Origin of the sequence: Lysobacter claricitrinus (genome assembly GCF_045866565.1) — a bacterium.
Classification (GTDB): Bacteria; Pseudomonadota; Gammaproteobacteria; order Xanthomonadales; family Xanthomonadaceae; genus Cognatilysobacter; species Cognatilysobacter claricitrinus.
Genome location: NZ_BAAFZV010000003.1, coordinates 225796 through 241912 on the forward strand (window position 1 = coordinate 225796; position 16117 = coordinate 241912).

Here is a 16117-nt window from a genome sequence, read left to right on the forward strand (position 1 = left end):
GCGTGTGATCGATCTATTTACGGTCGACGTTCCGCGCTGCACAAATTATCCGATCCGGTCGGACATAACGGAACTGGGCGTGTCGCCGCTGCAGGGCGTTACTGGGCCCATGATCCTCATCAGCGACAGGCCATTGCGCTGCCCCTGGTCGCCCTGGTTGTTGTTGAAGACCACGTGCAACTCCGCAACGCGCTGGGCGAGATCGCGAATGGGCGTCGCGATTTCGGTAAGTTCGTCGTCGGAATAGTCGTAGTCGAACCGGTCGCTGGCGACGGTGGCGGCCTTGCTCTCCCACTTCGCGTGATTGCGGCCGTGCATGCGCACGATGGCGAGGCGAGGTGACGCGATGTCCCAGACCTGCGGAATCGACCTGGCGCCCACCTGAGGTTCGTCGACGACGACATGGGCGACGCCGAGGTCACGCTCCATCGCAAGCGTCATCCCGTCATGGCGGCCGTCGTACCAGGCGCGGTTGCGGAACTCGAAAGCGAGGAGGTGACCAGGCAGGCGGCCCACGCACTCCTCGAGATGCCGCTTCCAGTCCGGCGACGGTATGACCCAGGGTGCGAACTGGAAATGCAGCGCGGTGAGTTTGCCGGCATCGCGGAGTGGCTGCACGGCGCGTTCGAAGCGCTGCCACATCTCGTCGCGAATGCTGTCGGGAAGATCCTTGTAATAGATGTTGCGCTTGTGCTCGAGCAACGGAGCGAGCTCGCGTGCGATATCGGGCGGCAGTGCCTTCGCGGGCGTCTGGTGCCCAGTAAAAATGCGGAACGCTTTGAGGTTGAACGTGAACCCGTCCGGCGTGCGTTCGGCCCATAACTGCGCGTTGCGTTCGCTGGGCATCGCGTAATAGCTGGAGTCGACTTCCACCATCGGGAAATGGCTCGAATAGAAGCGCAGCCGATCCTCCGCGGACGAACACCCGCGTGGATAGAACAGCTTCGACTGGATCAACGTCGGATCCGTCCAGCTCGCCGTGCCGATGCGAATAAGGCCCATGTCGACAGCGTAGCGCGGTTGGCGTGTGCATGAATGGGCGTGCATGTTTTGTACACATGACGGAGGCGTCGTCGCGCGCGCACGATTGCTGCGCGCTGAACATGGCCGCTGCATAACGCAACGCTAATGTTGAGGTCACTTCTCCGCACGGCTGCACCGCGTAGCCTGAAGACCGTCCGCAATGCGGGCGATGTCGAAAGATGTCGATCAGGAGGAAGCATGAACCGTAACGATCAGAACACGTCGAATCGCAACAGCAACAATCAGAACCTCGACAACAACTCGCAGTCGCGCCAGGCCTCGGGCCGCAACGACAACAGTGTTTCGCAGCAGGGTGCATCGCGTCAGGGCAGCCAGCAGAACCTCGGGCAGCAGGGCTCGGGCAAGAACGATCTCGGATCCGGCAAGCAGAGCGGCAGTTCGTCGTCGCGCGACAGCGGCTCCAACCAGTAAGTGAGTAGTGCTCGGTAACGAGCATCGGGAAGAGGGTCGAGTGAGCCTTGAAGGGACAGCACCTCGCTGTCCCTTCTTTTTGCGTGCGTGTTGCGGCGGAAAGGCCGGGCTCGTTTCGTGCAGCGGCGAGGAGGCGGGCGACCGCCAGTCAGGTGGCGGCCGCGCGCTGGCGCGTCACGAATGCCTGCAGTTCCGCATAGAAGTCGTCGAACATCGCGACGGCATTGCGCTCGATATCGCGGAAGTCCTCGAGCGCCGCCACCAGTCGGTCGCCGTTGCGCGAAAGCCGGTGCGCAAGGCGCGCGACCGCCCGGTCCACGTGCGCGCGTTCGCGATAACTGCCCAGCCAGTCGTGCTCCGCCATGCGCGGCACGATCGCCTGCAGTCGCGGCGGCAGCTCATCCTGTCGCGCACGAAGCATCGCGTACGCGCGCGCGGTGAAGGCGTCTAGCGGGACGTCGCTCCAGCGTGGCCAATCGCGCGCGAGCAGATGGTCGAAGTAGACATCGAGCACGATGCCGGCGTAGCGCCGACGCCCGTCGGGGAAGTGCGCGCGCAACGCGGTGACCGCGGGATGCGTATCGGTAAACCGGTCGACGCGCCGGTGCAGCAGCATCTCGCGCCGCTCGACGTCGCCCCACGCGTCCAGGCCGCTCGACCCGAACACGAAGTCGCCCAGCAACGCGCCGAGCATGGCCGCATCGCTCTGTCGTGCGAGGTGCATGTGGGCGAGCCAGTTCATGGACGCACTTCGGAGTGGGTCGTCAAAAAGGGATGTGGGCAGACACTCGCACGATCGTATCGCGCAGCCGCCGACGGCAGGCGACGTAATCGCGACCGTCCCAGGCGACGCGGAGGCGGCGACGTAGTTTCAACGCGCATCCCGACACCTGCACTGCCCACTCGGCAGGATCACCATCGCATTCGCGGCTCGTACGGAATGGCCTGGTGAACCGTTCGCAGCGTGCGTCGGTGCGCTTGCCGCTGTCACCAACGCTCGTTACGGAACAGTCGGAGATCGGTCGCTACGCTGGCGGTGATCTTGCTGCGGCGGCAGTGGTGCGCGACGCGTCCTGGTCGAACGCAGCGCGTGGACCAGTTCGAGCATTCCGCGCACCTGCCGATGATCGAGGTACCAGGGCGCGTGCTGAAGGCGCTGGTGGACGACGTGCGACCGCTCGCGAAGACCACCTGCAGGAGCGCGCGGCGAACCGAGGCGCGCATCAATGCGACGTCGGCGCCTGGCTCGTCGCCACGAGTTCGCCCTTGGCGATGACATGGCCGTGCATCGCGGCGACGACGTCGTCGCGCGTCGCGTTTGCCGCGAGCGTGAGCGCGCGGTCGAGGGCGAACACCTGGAAGTGGTAGTGATGCGGCGGATCGCCGGCGGGCGGGCGCGGACCGAAGTAACCGGTGGCGTTGCGACCGTTGTGGCCCTGCTGCATGCCGCGGACCGCAGTGGGCGACGCCTGCGTCGGAACGCCTTCGGGCAGCGCGTGCACGCCGGCAGGAATGTTCCACGCCACCCAGTGCGCGAACGGCTGTGCACGCGGCGCATCCGGGTCTTCGACGAGCAGCACGTAAGTCTTCGCGCCGTTCACCGGCGTCCACGCGAGCGCCGGCGAGACGTTGTCGCCGTACGCAGTGTGATGCGGTGCGATCGCGGTGCGCGCGCGGATCTGCGGCGACGTCACCGTGATCGCCGGCGCCGATGCCGCGACGATGCGTTCGATGGCGACGGATTTCGCGGCGGTGGCAGTTAGGGGCGCGGGCGCTGGCGACGCCCCTTCGCGCAGCGCGGGTCCGGACGGGCTGCCCGTCGGCGCGGGCTGGCCGCGCGCGGGGCCCATGGCAACGAGCAGTGCGGCCGCGAGCAGGCACGGCAGCAGGACGCGACGTGCATTCATCGTGGTCTCCCGGTGCAGACGTCGTATCAAGTCTCACGCGGGCGGCGTCGACCGCGGGTCACTGCGGCCGTGGGCGACCGTTCGCCGGCCGACGGCTGAACGCCGCCGAGCGGCCGTGCAGCGGCCGTCACGCCGGCGGTATAAGACTCGAACTCCATTCCCGATCCGACGTCCACGTGTCCACGCATTACGCCGCACTCAATGTCGCCAACGATGCGCCGATCGAAGTGATCCGCGCGGCGTATCGCGTATTGGCGGCGCGTCATCACCCCGACCGCCGCGACGGCGACCCGGATGCGTCGCGGCGGATGCAGCGCGTCAACGATGCATGGCGCGTGCTGTCGGATCCGGCAACGCGTGCGCGCTACGACCGCGAGCTTCGCCGCAAGTGGAAACGGCGTGTGTCGGACGACGGCCAAGCGGCCATCACGGCGACGCCGAGTGTCGTCACGGTTGCGCCGGTCGCGGTGCGCCAGCGCGTTGCCGCGACCTACGCGGAGTTCGCCGGCTTCGGACGCCGGTTCTAAACGCCCTGGCTCACTCCGCGTACGCGGCGTCCGCCGGCACGCGCACCGCACCTTCCATCAATACGCGTGCGCTGCGGCTCATTACGGCCTTGGTGACGCTCCACTGGCCGTTCACCTGCGACACCGCAGCCCCGACGCGCAACGTGCCCGATGGATGGCCGAAGCGCACCACGTCGCGTACGCCACCGCCCGCTGCTTCGTTCACCAGGGTGCCCGGAACGGCGGCCGCCGTCGCGATCGCGACCGAGGCCGTGCCCATCATCGCGTGGTGCAGCTTGCCCATCGACATCGCGCGCGCGAGCACGTCGATGTCACCGGCGCGAACGGTCTTTCCGCTGGACGCGACGTAATCCCTGGGCGGCGCGACCCACGCCACCTTCGGCGTGTGCTGGCGCGTGCCGGCCTGGTCCAGGCTGTCGATCAGGCCCATGTGCACCGCGCCGGCCGCGCGGATCGTTTCGAGCCTGGCGAGCAACGCGCGATCGTCGTTGACCGCCGACTGCAGTTCGGTGCCGTCGAAACCCAGATCCGCCGCGCGCATGAAGATGGTCGGGATGCCGGCGGTGATCAGGGTGACGTCGAAGCTGCCGACACCCGGCACGTCGAGCGTGTCGATCAGGTTGCCGGTCGGGAACATCGCGCCGGTATCGCCGTCATCCGACGGGTCCACGAATTCCAGCGGAATTTCGGCGGCCGGGAAGGTCACGCCATCGAGTTCGAAGTCGCCGGTTTCCTGCACCGCGCCATTGGACATCGGCACGTGCGCGACGATCGTCTTGCCGATGTTCGCCTGCCAGATGCGTACCGTGCAGTGGCCGTCGCGCGGCACGCGCGCGGGGTCGATCAGGCCGTTGGCGATCGCGAACGGACCGACCGCCGCCGACAGGTTGCCGCAGTTGCCGCTCCAGTCGACGAACGCGGTGTCGATCGACACCTGGCCATAGAGATAGTCGACGTCGTGATCGGGCACGTCGGACTTCGACAGGATCACGCACTTGCTGGTGCTCGACGTCGCGCCACCCATGCCGTCCGTGTGCTTGCCATAGGGATCGGGCGAGCCGATCACGCGCATCAGCAGCGCATCGCGCGTCGCGCCGGGAACGCGTGCGTTCCCGGGCAGATCCTGCAAGCGGAAGAACACGCCTTTGCTGGTGCCGCCACGCATGTAGGTGGCGGGGATGCGGAGTTGGGGCAGGAAGCTCATCGGTGCTCGCAGAAGTGGGAGGTCGGCAAAACGGCCGGTGCTCAGTTGTCGGGAATATTGGGTTCGACCAGCGTGGCCAGCTGCGCCAGCGATTCCTGCCAGCCGAGATAGCAGAACTCGACGGGAATCGCGGCGGGGATGCCGGCCTGCACGATGGAGATGTCGGTGCCGCAGAGCACGGCGCGAAGCTCGACCGTCACATCCATCACGCCCGGCAGGTTCGGGTCGTCGAAGTGATCGGTGTAGCGGATGCGTTCGTCGGGCACGAGCTCGTGGTACTCGCCGCCAAACGATTCCACCTTGCCGGTGCCGAAGTTGGTGAACGACATGCGGAAGGTTCCTCCAACGCGCGCATCCATGTGCTCGACATTCGCGACGAAACCATAGGGCGGCAGCCATTTCGCCATCGCGGCGGGTTCGAGGAAGGCGCGATACACCTTCGAAGGCGGCGCGCGCAGGACGCGGTGGAGGCGGACGGTGCCGGTAGTGGTGCTGGTCGTCATGCGCAGGTCCTCGTCGTGGGAGCGGGTCAGAAAGGCAATTCGGATTGGGGCTCGATCGCCGGCGCCAGCGGCCATGAGTCGAGCGTGCGGTATCCGTAGGGATAACTCACGACCTCGACGAGCTCGATGCTGTCGATGGTCCAGTCGATGGGATCGATCATCACTGTCTCCGGCGACGACGGTGCGCGATAGCTCAGCGTGATGTGCGGCGCATGGCGACCGCTCTTCTCGCCTTCGGCATCGAGCGCTGCGCGCACGCTTCGCAGCAGCGCTGCGAACCCGTGCGACGCCGCAGACGGCTCGAGACGCGCGTGACCACCCGCGAAGCTCACGCGATCGAAGCGCAGTACGAAGGGCGCAGCGGCGACGCGCGATCCCGCGCGGCGATAGATCTCGAGCGAATCGCGAAGCAGCAGGTCCGACAGCGACTGATGCCAGTTCTCGGGCGTAAACAGCCGGCTCCCGAGCCGATCGAGCACGCCCGTGCGCTCCAGCTCGGGCAATACGGCAGCGCGGAACGCCGCCGGAGGCCGACGCATGAAGAACTTTTCACCGGCGTTCGCCATCGTCGGTCAGGCGGCGCTCTGGGCGCCTTCAAGAAAGTCGTTCGCAAAGCGCTGCAGGACGCCGCCGGCTTCGTAGATCGACACCTCTTCCGCCGTGTCGAGACGGCACTTCACCGGTACCTCGAGGATGTTGCCGTCCTTGCGGTGGATGGCGAGCGTCAGCGTCGCGCCCGGCGTGCGTTCGCCGGTGACGTCGAACGTCTCCGTGCCGTCGATCGCGAGCGTCTTGCGGTTGGTGCCCGCTTCGAATTCCAGCGGCAGCACGCCCATGCCGATCAGGTTGGTGCGGTGGATGCGCTCGAACCCTTCCGCGGCGATCGCTTCGACGCCCGCAAGTCGCACGCCCTTGGCTGCCCAGTCGCGCGAAGAACCCTGGCCGTAGTCCGCGCCGGCGATGATGATCAGCGGCTGGTTGCGCGCCATGTAGGTTTCGATCGCTTCCCACATGCGGGTGACCGTGCCGTCAGGCTCGATGCGCGCGAGGGAGCCCTGGCGCACGTTGCCGTTCTCGTCCGTCACCATTTCGTTCAGAAGCTTCGGATTCGCGAACGTCGCGCGCTGTGCGGTGAGGTGGTCGCCGCGGTGCGTCGCGTAGGAATTGAAGTCCTCTTCCGGCACGCCCATCTTCGCGAGGTATTCGCCTGCCGCGCTGTCGAGCATGATCGCGTTGCTCGGCGAGAGATGGTCGGTGGTGATGTTGTCGCCGAGCACCGCGAGCGGACGCATGCCGCTCAGCGAGCGCGCGCCGGCGAGGGCGCCTTCCCAGTACGGCGGGCGGCGGATGTAGGTCGACATCGGGCGCCAGGCGTACAGCGGCGTGACGGGGGCGCTGTTGTCCACGCGCACGTTGAACATCGGATCGTAGACCCGACGGAACTGCTCGGGCTTGACGTGCTCGCGCACGATCGCGTCGATCTCCGCGTCGGTCGGCCACAGGTCCTTGAGCGTGATCGCCTTGCCCTGCGCGTCGGTGCCGAGTACGTCCTTCTCGATGTCGAAGCGGATCGTGCCGGCCAGCGCGTAGGCGACGACGAGCGGCGGCGAGGCGAGGAAGGCCTGCTTCGCATACGGATGGATGCGGCCGTCGAAATTGCGATTGCCCGACAGGACGGCGACGGCATAAAGGTCGCGGTCGATGATCTCCTGTTGGATCACCGGATCGAGCGCGCCACTCATTCCATTGCACGTGGTGCAGGCGAAACCGACGATGCCGAAACCGAGCTGTTCGAGCTCCGGCAGCAGGCCGGCTTCTTCCAGATACAGCTGCACCGCCTTCGAGCCTGGTGCAAGCGAACTCTTCACCCACGGCTTGCGCACCAGGCCAAGCGCGTTCGCCTTCTTCGCGAGCAGGCCCGCGGCAATGACGTTGCGCGGATTCGACGTGTTGGTGCAGCTGGTGATGGCGGCGATGATCACCGCGCCGTCCGGCATCAGGCCCTGCGCTTCCTGCGCGCGCGCGGCGTCGAGGTTGACCGCGATGCCGCGTTCGGCGAGATCGCTCGTCGGCAAGCGCCTGTGCGGATTCGACGGCCCGGCCATGTTGCGCGTTACCGTCGACAGGTCGAACGTGAGCGTGCGCTCGTACTGCGCGTCGGCGAGGTCGGATGCCCACAGGCCGGCCGTCTTCGCGTAGTTCTCGACGAGCGCCACCTGCTGCTCTTCGCGGCCGGTCAGGCGCAGGTAGTCGAGCGTGTTGTCGTCGATGAAGAACATCGCCGCGGTCGCGCCGTATTCGGGCGCCATGTTGGAGATGGTCGCGCGGTCGCCGAGTGTCAGCGCGGCAGCGCCTTCGCCGCGGAACTCCAGGTACGCACCGACAACTTTCGCCTGGCGCAGGAACTCGGTGAGCGCGAGCACGATGTCGGTCGCGGTGATGCCTTCATGCGGACGCCCGGTCAGCTCAACGCCGACGATCTCCGGCAGGCGCATCCACGACGCGCGGCCCAGCATCACGCTCTCGGCCTCGAGGCCGCCGACGCCGACGGCAATCACGCCCAGCGCATCCACATGCGGCGTGTGCGAATCGGTACCGACGCAGGTGTCCGGGAACGCCACGCCATCCTTGACGTAGATCACCGGTGACATCTTCTCCAGATTGATCTGGTGCATGATCCCGTTGCCCGGCGGGATGACATCGACGTTGCGGAATGCGTGCTTCGTCCATTCGATGAAGTGGAAGCGATCCTCGTTGCGACGCTCCTCGATCACGCGGTTCTTGGTGAATGCATCGGGATCGAAACCGCCGCATTCCACCGCGAGCGAGTGGTCGACGATCAGCTGCGTCGGCACCACCGGATTGATCTGCGCCGGGTCGCCACCGCGTTCGGCGATCGCATCGCGCAGGCCGGCGAGGTCGACCAGCGCGGTCTGGCCGAGGATGTCGTGGCAGACCACGCGCGCCGGGAACCACGGGAAGTCGAGGTCGCGGCGGCGTTCGATGAACTGCTGCAGGTAGGCCGACAGCATCGACGGATCGGCGCGGCGCACGATGTTCTCGGCATGCACGCGCGAGGTGTACGGCAGCGTCGCCCACGCACCGGGCGAGATCGCGTCGACCGCCTCGCGGGCGTCGAACCAGTGCAGCGGCGTGCCGGGGAGGGGCTTGCGGTAGGCGGTATTCATCGGGCGCGGATTCGATGGAGGACGCCGGCGGCTGGGGCCGCGCCGGCATCGCCGGAAAGCGATCGGAACGATCGGACGGGCCGGGCACGCCGGCAGGCCGCCATTATCCCGCAGTCGTGGCGGTCGGTCGGAACCCGCGATGGAACGACGCGGGGCGACGACGCGACGGGCGCGTCAATGCCGCTTGCTCAGGCCTCGGCGTCGTACGCGGCCTGCAGCGGTGCGAGGTCGAGCTTGCGCATCGCCAGCATGGTGCGCATGACGCGGGCCGCGCGCGCGGGGTCGGCGTCGGTCAGCCAGTCGGGCAGCCAGGCCGGCACCACCTGCCAGGACACGCCGAAGCGGTCCTTCAGCCAGCCGCACTGCTGCGCCATCGGATCGCCACCGCGGCCCAGCGCGTCCCAGTAGTGGTCGATGTCGTCCTGCGTATCGCAACGCACGACGAAGGAGATCGACTCGTTGAAGCGGAACAGCGGGCCGCCATTGAGCGCGGTGAAGCTCTGGCGGTCGAGCTCGAACTCGACGGTGAGCACGCTGCCCTTCGGCCGGTTCGCGGCACGCGCGGAGGCGGCGTCGTAGCGCAGCACGCGCACGATGCGCGAGTTCGGGAAGATGTCGCAGTACGCGGTCGCGGCCTCTTCGGCGGTGTCCGCATACCAGAGGCAGGGCGTGATTCGGCTGACGAGACCCATGCGGTCGCTCTCCTGGCGGCCGGTGCAGTGTCGCATCCGGTCGTTAGGTGCGCGTTCGCGCGGGCGCAGCCCGTAGAACACGGGGACGGAGCCTGCGCTCCGTCCCCGCGAAACCGCCGGCGACGAGGGGAAGCCGGCGGCGGAGCGCGATTACGGCATCAGCACGGTGTCGACCACGTGGATCACGCCGTTCTTCTGCATCACGTCGGCCACGGTGACGTGCGAGGTGCCGCCCTTCGCATCGGTCAGCACGATGCCGCCGGCGCCGTCGTCCTTCGCCGTCAACTTCTCGCCCTGCACGGTGGTGAGCGTGGCCGTGCCGTTACCCGCCGCGATCTGTTGCTTGAGCGCGGCGGCATCAAGCGCGCCGGGCACCACGTGGTAGGTGAGCACCTTGGTGAGATCGGCCTTCATGTTCGGCTTGAGCAGCGTGTCGACCGTGCCCTTGGGCAGCTTGTCGAACGCGGCGTTGGTGGGCGCGAACACGGTGAACGGGCCTGCGCCCTTCAGCGTGTCGACCAGGCCCGCCGCCTTCACCGCGGCGACCAGCGTTGTGTGGTCCTTCGAGTTCACCGCGTTGTCGACGATGTCCTTGTCGGCGTACATGGGCGCGCCGCCCACCATGGGGTTCTGCATCGGCATGGCGTCCGCGGCCGTTTCGGCGGGCGCCGCGGTCGGTGCGGGCGCCGGCATCGCGTCGGATGACGCGGTTTCCGGCGCCGTCGTGGTTTCGGTGGTGGGGCGGCTGCAGGCCGCAAGCGGGAGTACGGCGACCAGGGCAAGGCTGAGGACACGGATCTTCATGGGACGCTCCGGGGGAAATGACGTGTCCGATTGGAGGACACCCCGACGTCTACGGCGTCGACTGGCGCACGGATGCAGTCCCGACTGGAATTTTTCTGCACATGGCCGGAACGGCATGTGTCAGCGGTAACCCGCCGCCTGCAGCTCGAACAGTTCCGCATAGCGGCCGCGCTCGGCCATCAGCTCGTCGTGCGTCCCCGACGCTTCGACCTTGCCGCCGCCCAGCACGAGGATGCGGTCGGCCATGCGCACGCTGCTGAAGCGGTGCGAGATCAGGATCGCCGTGCGGCCTTCGCTCAGTTCCTTGAAACGCTGGAAGACTTCGAACTCGGCGCGCGCGTCGAGCGCGGCGGTCGGTTCGTCGAGGATCATGACCTGCGCATCGCGCATGTAGGCACGCGCGATCGCGATCTTCTGCCACTGCCCGCCGGACAGGTCGACGCCGGTGTTGAAGCGACGACCGATCATCTGGTCGTACTGCAGCGGCAGCGCCTCGATCACTTCGTCGGCGAGCGCGCGCCGCGCCGCTTCGCGGATGCGCGCCTCGTCGTCCATCGCTTCGAGCCTGCCGACGCCGATGTTCTCGCGCGCGGTGAGGTGGTAGCGCACGAAGTCCTGGAAGATCACGCCGACGTTGTTGCGCAGGTCGTCGAGGTCGTAGTCGCGCAGGTCGCGGCCGTCGAGCAGGATGCGGCCTTCGTCGGGGTCGTAAAGCCGCGCGAGCAGCTTCACCAGCGTGGTCTTGCCGGCGCCGTTCTCGCCGACCAGCGCGAGGACTTCGCCCGCGCGCAGCTCGAACTCGAGCCCGCGCAGCGCCCAGCGCTCCGCATCGGGATACCGGAAGCCGACGTTCTCGAACGCGAAGCCGCGTTCGATCCGTCTCGGAATCAGCGCGGCGTCGGGCTTGGAGGTGATCTCCGGTTCGATCTCGAAGAACGAGAACAGGTCGTCGAGGTACAGCGCCTGGCCCGCGACCTGCGAGAAACCGATCAGCAGGCCTTCCAGCAACTGGCGCAGGCGACGGAAGCTGCCGGCGAGGAAGGTGAGGTCGCCGATGGTGAAATCACCCTTGACCGTGCGCCACACGATGTAGGCATACGCGACGTAGTAGCCGAGCGTGCCGAGCGCGGCCAGCACCGTGCCCCAGATCGCGCGGCGTCGTGCGAGTGCACGGTTCGCCGCGTAGAACTTGTCGGCGAGTACGCGGAAGCGATCGATCAGGAACCGGTGCAGCCCGAAGATCTTGATCTCTTTCGCGGTGTCCACGCTCGCGCCGGTCTGGCGCAGGTATTCGAGCTGGCGACGCTCGGGCGTCCACTGGAAATTCAGCGAATAGCCGAGCGCATTGAAGTGCGCTTCGCCGACGAACGCCGGTACCAGCGCGATGCCCAGCAGCACCATCAGCCACGGCGCATAGGCGAGCAGGCCGATCGCGAAGCTCACCACGGTGATGGTGTCCTGCGCCTGCCCGAACAGCTGGCTGAGCAGGTTCATGCGGCCCATCGTCTGCCGGCGCGCGCGGTCGAGGCGATCCTGCAGGTCGGGGTCTTCGAAGTCCTCGAGGTCCAGCGTCGCCGCGTGTTCCATCAGGCGGATGCTGGTCGCGTTGGTGAACAGCTCCGACAGCAGGCCATCGACGTAGCTCGCCGCGCGCGCCATCAGGTCGGACACCACCGCGAGCACGAACTCGCCGAGCACCAGCAGCGCGAGGTGATGCAACGCGCCGCTCGCCCATAGCGTGCGCAGGTCGGCGTCCGCGCCGGCGACGGTGACGAGGTGGATCGCCTCGTCGATGATCAGCTTGCCGATGTAGAGCAGCGCGACCGGCGTCAGCGCCTGCGTGAGGCGCAAGACCAGGCTCGCGAGCGTCAGCTGCGGGCTGGTTTCCCAGATCTGGCGCAGGAACGGGCGCAGGTTGCGCAGGGCGTCGACGCGTTCGCGAAACGGCATCGACGCGCGACGGGGCATGGTGGGCGACGGCATCGCGCCATTGTCGATACACGCCGTGAAGCGCACGGGAGGTTCAGGCGAGCAGGCGCACCGCGACGGCGACGATGGTGACGAACGCGATCACGGCGAGCGTCGGCGCGGCGATGCGCAGGTCGGCACGCGACGGCAGGGCCGCACCAAGCAGCGTGCCGGCGACCCACGCATGCAGCGCGATCGCGACGCCCCGCGCATCGGCAAGGAACATGACCACCCACGCGAGCGCGCCCGGCAACAGCAACAGCGGTGCCAGCGCGATCGGCCCGGCGCGCCACCACGTTGCGCGGAACGCGACCGCGCCGAGGCGCCATCCCGTTCCCGTGCGTTCGGGCCAGAGCCGCGGAAGTCGCGGCTGCGCGCCGAGCGCCAGCGCAACAACGTAATGCGCGAGTTCGTGTGCGAGCGTGCCGGGCAACGCGAACGCGGCGTACAGCCACAGGCCGAGCCGGCGTGCGAAACGTTGCAGTACCAGCACGGCGGCGACCGCGCACCACGCGCCCACCGGCACGGTGGCGAGCGTGTCGCGCAGGCTGTCGATATCGAAGGTCACGCGCGAAGTATGCGCATGCGGCGGTGCTGCGGATCGGGCGCGTCAGTCGGCGGCGCGCAGGATGTCCTGTCCGTCCAGCGACTTCGGCGTCTTGCCGAGCGCCGAGCGATAGCGCATGTACAGCGCTTCCACCTTCGCGAGGTACTGCTGCGTCTCGCGATAGGGCGGCACGCCGCCGTAGCGCGACACCACGCCCGACCCCGCGTTGTACGCGGCGGCGACGAGGCGCAGGTCGCCGCGATAACGGGTGGCGAGCTGTCGGATCATGCGCGCCGCGGCGTCGATCGACTGGTCGGGCGACGTCGGGTCAGCGCCGAATTCACGCGCCGTCTCCGGCATCAGCTGCATCACGCCGACCGCGCCCTTGGGGGACACCGCGGCCGCGTTGAATCCGCTCTCGGCATGCGCGATCGCACGCAGGTAGGCGTCGTCGACACCGGTCTTCTTCGACGCCGCCTTGAACTGCTTGGCGTAGCGATCGATCTGCGGTTTGCCGACCTGGCCGAGGCCGGCATGCGCGGGCTCGCCGGGCGGCGTTTCGACGGTGAACGACAGCACCTTGGTCGAGCCCGGCAACTTGCGCGTGCTGTAGACGGTCTTGCCGTCCTGCTCGCGCTCGTAGAGGTTGCCCTTCACCACGCCGAGCGCACCCCAGAGGTTGGGCACCTTCACTGCGTCGTCGGCGATGGTTTTCGCTTCGCAGCGCGAGCCGGGCTCCGGCGCTGTGGCCAGGCTGACCGTGCCATCGCGCACGCAGCGATAGACGGTGCGCGCCTGCACCTGAGGTGCAAGCACGAGCAACGGAAGCAGCAGGAGCAGGGCGCGACGCATGGCGCGCATCCTAGGCCCCGCGCATGAACACGGGATGTGCCCGAGGTCAGGGGGCCGATCCGCCAGCGGCATTGCGTGGGGTCGCAGCGGCAGAGGCGACCCACGGCCGCTTGTGCCTACACTCGGGCTTTCCCGCCCGACAGGTCCCTGCATGAAGCTCCGTCTCGCGCCCGTGTCCGCTGGCCTGCTGTCCGCCGGCCTCCTTGTAACCGGTCTGTTCGCCGCGGTTGCCAGCCAGGCGCAAACGCCGGCTGCCGGCGCGTCGGTGCGGCCCGTCGTGCTGAAGGCCGCGCACCTGTTCGACGGCCGCAGCGGTCGCATGGTCGAACCGGGCGTGGTGGTGGTGCAGGGCGAGCGCATCATCGGCGTCGGCGCCAACGCCGCGTATCCGGATGGCGCGCGCGTGATCGATCTCGGCGACGCCACGCTGCTTCCCGGCTTCATCGACGCGCACACGCACATCGCCGACGACCACGACGACGACTGGGCCGCCGGCATCTACAACGGAATGATGCGGTTCCCGGCCGAGCAGGCCTTCCACGCGCAGCGCAACGCCAAGGTCACGCTCGACGCCGGCTTCACCACCATCCGCGTGCTGGGCGCCAGCGACTTCATCGACGTCGCGCTACGCAACGCGATCAACGGCGGCTACGCGACCGGCCCGCGCATGATCGTCGCCGGGCACGCGATCGGTTCGACCGGCGGCCATTGCGACAGCGCCCCGTACCCGCCGACGCGCGTCATCGCGTCGACACCGCTGGAAGGCGTGTGCAACGGCGCCGAGCAATGCCGGGAAGCCACGCGCCTGCAGATGAAGTATGGCGCGGACGTCATCAAGATCTGCGCGTCCGGGGGCGTGCTCAGCGAGTCCGATCCGGTCGACGTGCCGCAGCTCACGCCGGACGAACTCAAGGCGATCATTTCCGAGGCGCACAACTGGGGCCGCAAGGTGGCCGCGCATGCGCATGGCGACACCGCGGCGCGGTTGGCGATCGAAGCCGGTGTCGACTCGATCGAGCACGGCAGCTTCCTGAAACCCGAGACGCTGCAGCTGATGAAGCAGAAGGGCGTCTACCTGGTGCCGACGCGCACCACGTTGCTGTGGACGGAATCCAAGCTCGCCGGCTATCCGCCGAAGATCGCCGGCAAGGCGCACGCGGCGTACACCTCGCACGAGGCGATGCTGCGCAACGCGATCCGCATCGGAACGCCTATTGCACTCGGCACCGATGCGGCGGTGTTCCCGCACGGTCTCAACGGTCGCGAGTTCGGCGATTACGTCGACGTCGGCATGTCGCCGGCGACCGCGCTGATGACCAGCAGCATCGGCGCGGCCACGCTGCTCGGCGTCGAGCACGATACCGGCACGCTCGAAACCGGCAAGTACGCCGATATGGTCGCCGTGCCCGGCAACGTGCTCACCGACATCCGCGCAACCGAACACCCGGTTTTCGTGATGAAGAACGGCCAGGTGGTGCGCGGCCCGGACTGAAACTACGCAAGCAAGCGACGCCGCGTGTCTCCACGTGGCGATCACCATGCTGAAACGTACCGGTACGCGATAACCGGATTGCATGACAGGTTCAGGCTGCCGGGGCTAGCGTGGCCGCAAATCGTCAGGAGAGAGTCCCATGATCCGCAAGTCACCGCTCGTGCTGATCACCGCATTGCTGCTCGCCGGCCCCGCGTTCGCCGATCCGGGCCACGGCAAGGGCCACGGACACGACAAGGGCGACAAGGGCCATGAGGTCGCGCACGTCGAAGGCATCCGCATCGGCGAGCCGAATCCGCACGGCCCGGTAGTGGTCCATCACGATAACGGCCGTCACCTCGGCCAGTACAAGAAGTGGGCGCGCGGCCAGCATCTGCCGAACACCTACCTGGTGCCGCGCTACTACGTGACCAACTACACCGTGTACCACCTCGCGCCGCCGCCTCCGGGCATGGTCTGGGTTCGTCCCTACCAGGACGCGCGCGACGTGTATCTGGTGCAGACCGCGACCGGCCTGATCTCGCGCATCCTCGGTATCTGACGCACGAGATCGTTACGCATCACGTTCACGACCAGCCCCGCATCCGCGGGGCTTTTCGTTTGCGCCGTCAGTTACCCAGCGTGTCGCTCGCGCTGCAGGGCGGCGTGCCGTTCGCCGAGGCGCTGACGCACAGCCGGAACGCGTGCAGTCCGGTGACCTGGCGTGATTCGCCGGACGCGACGTCGTAACGACGCACGCGCGTCGCGCAGTCCGCTTCGTTCGGGCAGCCGCGTGGCAGTACGAGGTAATGGCAGGTGCCGCTCGCGCTGCGTACGCAGTCGAAGCGGGCCACGCCATCCTGCACGGTCGCGCGGCTGAACATCACGTCCGCACCCGCGCCGACGATGCGATGCACGACGGTGTCGCGATGGCCATCCCAGCCAGCGAGCGATGCGATGAATGCGAACAGGGCGAGAAGCTTGTCCATGGCGATTCCT

Annotated in this window: 17 protein-coding genes; 4 read left to right on the forward strand and 13 right to left on the reverse strand. The window is 67.6% G+C overall.

Annotated elements, in window-relative coordinates:
• Positions 1-45: 45 nt before the first annotated feature.
• On the reverse strand, positions 46-1002 hold the full coding sequence (locus ACKTTN_RS12890; protein WP_407910301.1) for a DUF72 domain-containing protein: 957 nt from the start codon (positions 1000-1002) through the stop codon (positions 46-48).
• Between the two features lie 219 nt (positions 1003-1221).
• Between ACKTTN_RS12890 and ACKTTN_RS12895 the strand changes: the two genes are divergently transcribed.
• On the forward strand, positions 1222-1455 hold the full coding sequence (locus ACKTTN_RS12895; protein WP_407910302.1) for a hypothetical protein: 234 nt from the start codon (positions 1222-1224) through the stop codon (positions 1453-1455).
• Between the two features lie 148 nt (positions 1456-1603).
• On the opposite strand, the gene ACKTTN_RS12900 is transcribed toward ACKTTN_RS12895, so the two are convergent.
• Together ACKTTN_RS12900 and ACKTTN_RS12905 are read right to left on the reverse strand one after the other, a co-directional pair.
• A complete protein-coding gene (locus tag ACKTTN_RS12900; RefSeq protein ID WP_407910303.1) occupies positions 1604-2197 on the reverse strand; it encodes an acyl carrier protein phosphodiesterase in 594 nt (197 codons plus the stop codon).
• Positions 2198-2678: 481 nt separating this feature from the next.
• Positions 2679-3362 (reverse strand): YbhB/YbcL family Raf kinase inhibitor-like protein, encoded by a 684-nt coding sequence (locus ACKTTN_RS12905; protein WP_407910304.1) that lies wholly within the window; start codon positions 3360-3362, stop codon positions 2679-2681.
• A gap of 176 nt (positions 3363-3538) precedes the next feature.
• Between ACKTTN_RS12905 and ACKTTN_RS12910 the strand changes: the two genes are divergently transcribed.
• Positions 3539-3889, forward strand: a complete 351-nt coding sequence (locus ACKTTN_RS12910) for a J domain-containing protein (protein WP_407910305.1) — start codon at positions 3539-3541, stop codon at positions 3887-3889.
• A 10-nt stretch (positions 3890-3899) separates the two neighbouring features.
• On the opposite strand, the gene prpF is transcribed toward ACKTTN_RS12910, so the two are convergent.
• The 9 genes from prpF to ACKTTN_RS12955 all read right to left on the reverse strand — a co-directional run bounded on the left by prpF (position 3900) and on the right by ACKTTN_RS12955 (position 13656).
• Positions 3900-5093 (reverse strand): 2-methylaconitate cis-trans isomerase PrpF, encoded by a 1194-nt coding sequence (gene prpF, locus ACKTTN_RS12915; protein ID WP_407910306.1) that lies wholly within the window; start codon positions 5091-5093, stop codon positions 3900-3902.
• 41 nt (positions 5094-5134) lie between these two features.
• Entirely contained in the window at positions 5135-5671 is a 537-nt protein-coding gene (locus tag ACKTTN_RS12920) for an SRPBCC family protein (protein ID WP_407910307.1), read from the reverse strand.
• Positions 5623-6135 carry a 2'-5' RNA ligase family protein gene (locus ACKTTN_RS12925; protein ID WP_407910308.1) on the reverse strand — a complete coding sequence of 171 codons (513 nt, stop codon included), beginning with the start codon at positions 6133-6135 and terminating at the stop codon, positions 5623-5625. Before ACKTTN_RS12925 ends, ACKTTN_RS12920 begins: the two co-directional genes overlap by 49 nt.
• A 33-nt stretch (positions 6136-6168) precedes the next feature.
• Positions 6169-8784 (reverse strand): Fe/S-dependent 2-methylisocitrate dehydratase AcnD, encoded by a 2616-nt coding sequence (acnD, locus tag ACKTTN_RS12930; protein WP_407910309.1) that lies wholly within the window; start codon positions 8782-8784, stop codon positions 6169-6171.
• A gap of 188 nt (positions 8785-8972) precedes the next feature.
• Positions 8973-9476 carry a VOC family protein gene (locus ACKTTN_RS12935; protein WP_407910310.1) on the reverse strand — a complete coding sequence of 168 codons (504 nt, stop codon included), beginning with the start codon at positions 9474-9476 and terminating at the stop codon, positions 8973-8975.
• 150 nt (positions 9477-9626) lie between these two features.
• Positions 9627-10169, reverse strand: a complete 543-nt coding sequence (locus tag ACKTTN_RS12940; RefSeq protein WP_407910507.1) for a fasciclin domain-containing protein — start codon at positions 10167-10169, stop codon at positions 9627-9629.
• Positions 10170-10400: 231 nt separating this feature from the next.
• The gene (locus ACKTTN_RS12945) at positions 10401-12263 is read right to left on the reverse strand and encodes an ABC transporter ATP-binding protein (protein ID WP_407910311.1); all 1863 of its coding nucleotides are present in this window, start codon (positions 12261-12263) and stop codon (positions 10401-10403) included.
• Between the two features lie 40 nt (positions 12264-12303).
• Positions 12304-12816 carry a hypothetical protein gene (locus ACKTTN_RS12950; protein ID WP_407910312.1) on the reverse strand — a complete coding sequence of 171 codons (513 nt, stop codon included), beginning with the start codon at positions 12814-12816 and terminating at the stop codon, positions 12304-12306.
• Between the two features lie 42 nt (positions 12817-12858).
• Entirely contained in the window at positions 12859-13656 is a 798-nt protein-coding gene (locus tag ACKTTN_RS12955) for a lytic transglycosylase domain-containing protein (RefSeq protein WP_407910313.1), read from the reverse strand.
• Positions 13657-13798: 142 nt separating this feature from the next.
• Here ACKTTN_RS12955 and ACKTTN_RS12960 point away from each other — a divergent pair, with 142 nt between their 5' ends.
• Together ACKTTN_RS12960 and ACKTTN_RS12965 are read left to right on the forward strand one after the other, a co-directional pair.
• On the forward strand, positions 13799-15139 hold the full coding sequence (locus ACKTTN_RS12960) for a metal-dependent hydrolase family protein (protein ID WP_407910314.1): 1341 nt from the start codon (positions 13799-13801) through the stop codon (positions 15137-15139).
• 139 nt (positions 15140-15278) lie between these two features.
• On the forward strand, positions 15279-15680 hold the full coding sequence (locus ACKTTN_RS12965) for an RcnB family protein (RefSeq protein WP_407910315.1): 402 nt from the start codon (positions 15279-15281) through the stop codon (positions 15678-15680).
• Positions 15681-15747: 67 nt separating this feature from the next.
• On the opposite strand, the gene ACKTTN_RS12970 is transcribed toward ACKTTN_RS12965, so the two are convergent.
• Entirely contained in the window at positions 15748-16107 is a 360-nt protein-coding gene (locus tag ACKTTN_RS12970) for a hypothetical protein (RefSeq protein ID WP_407910316.1), read from the reverse strand.
• Positions 16108-16117: the final 10 nt, after the last annotated feature.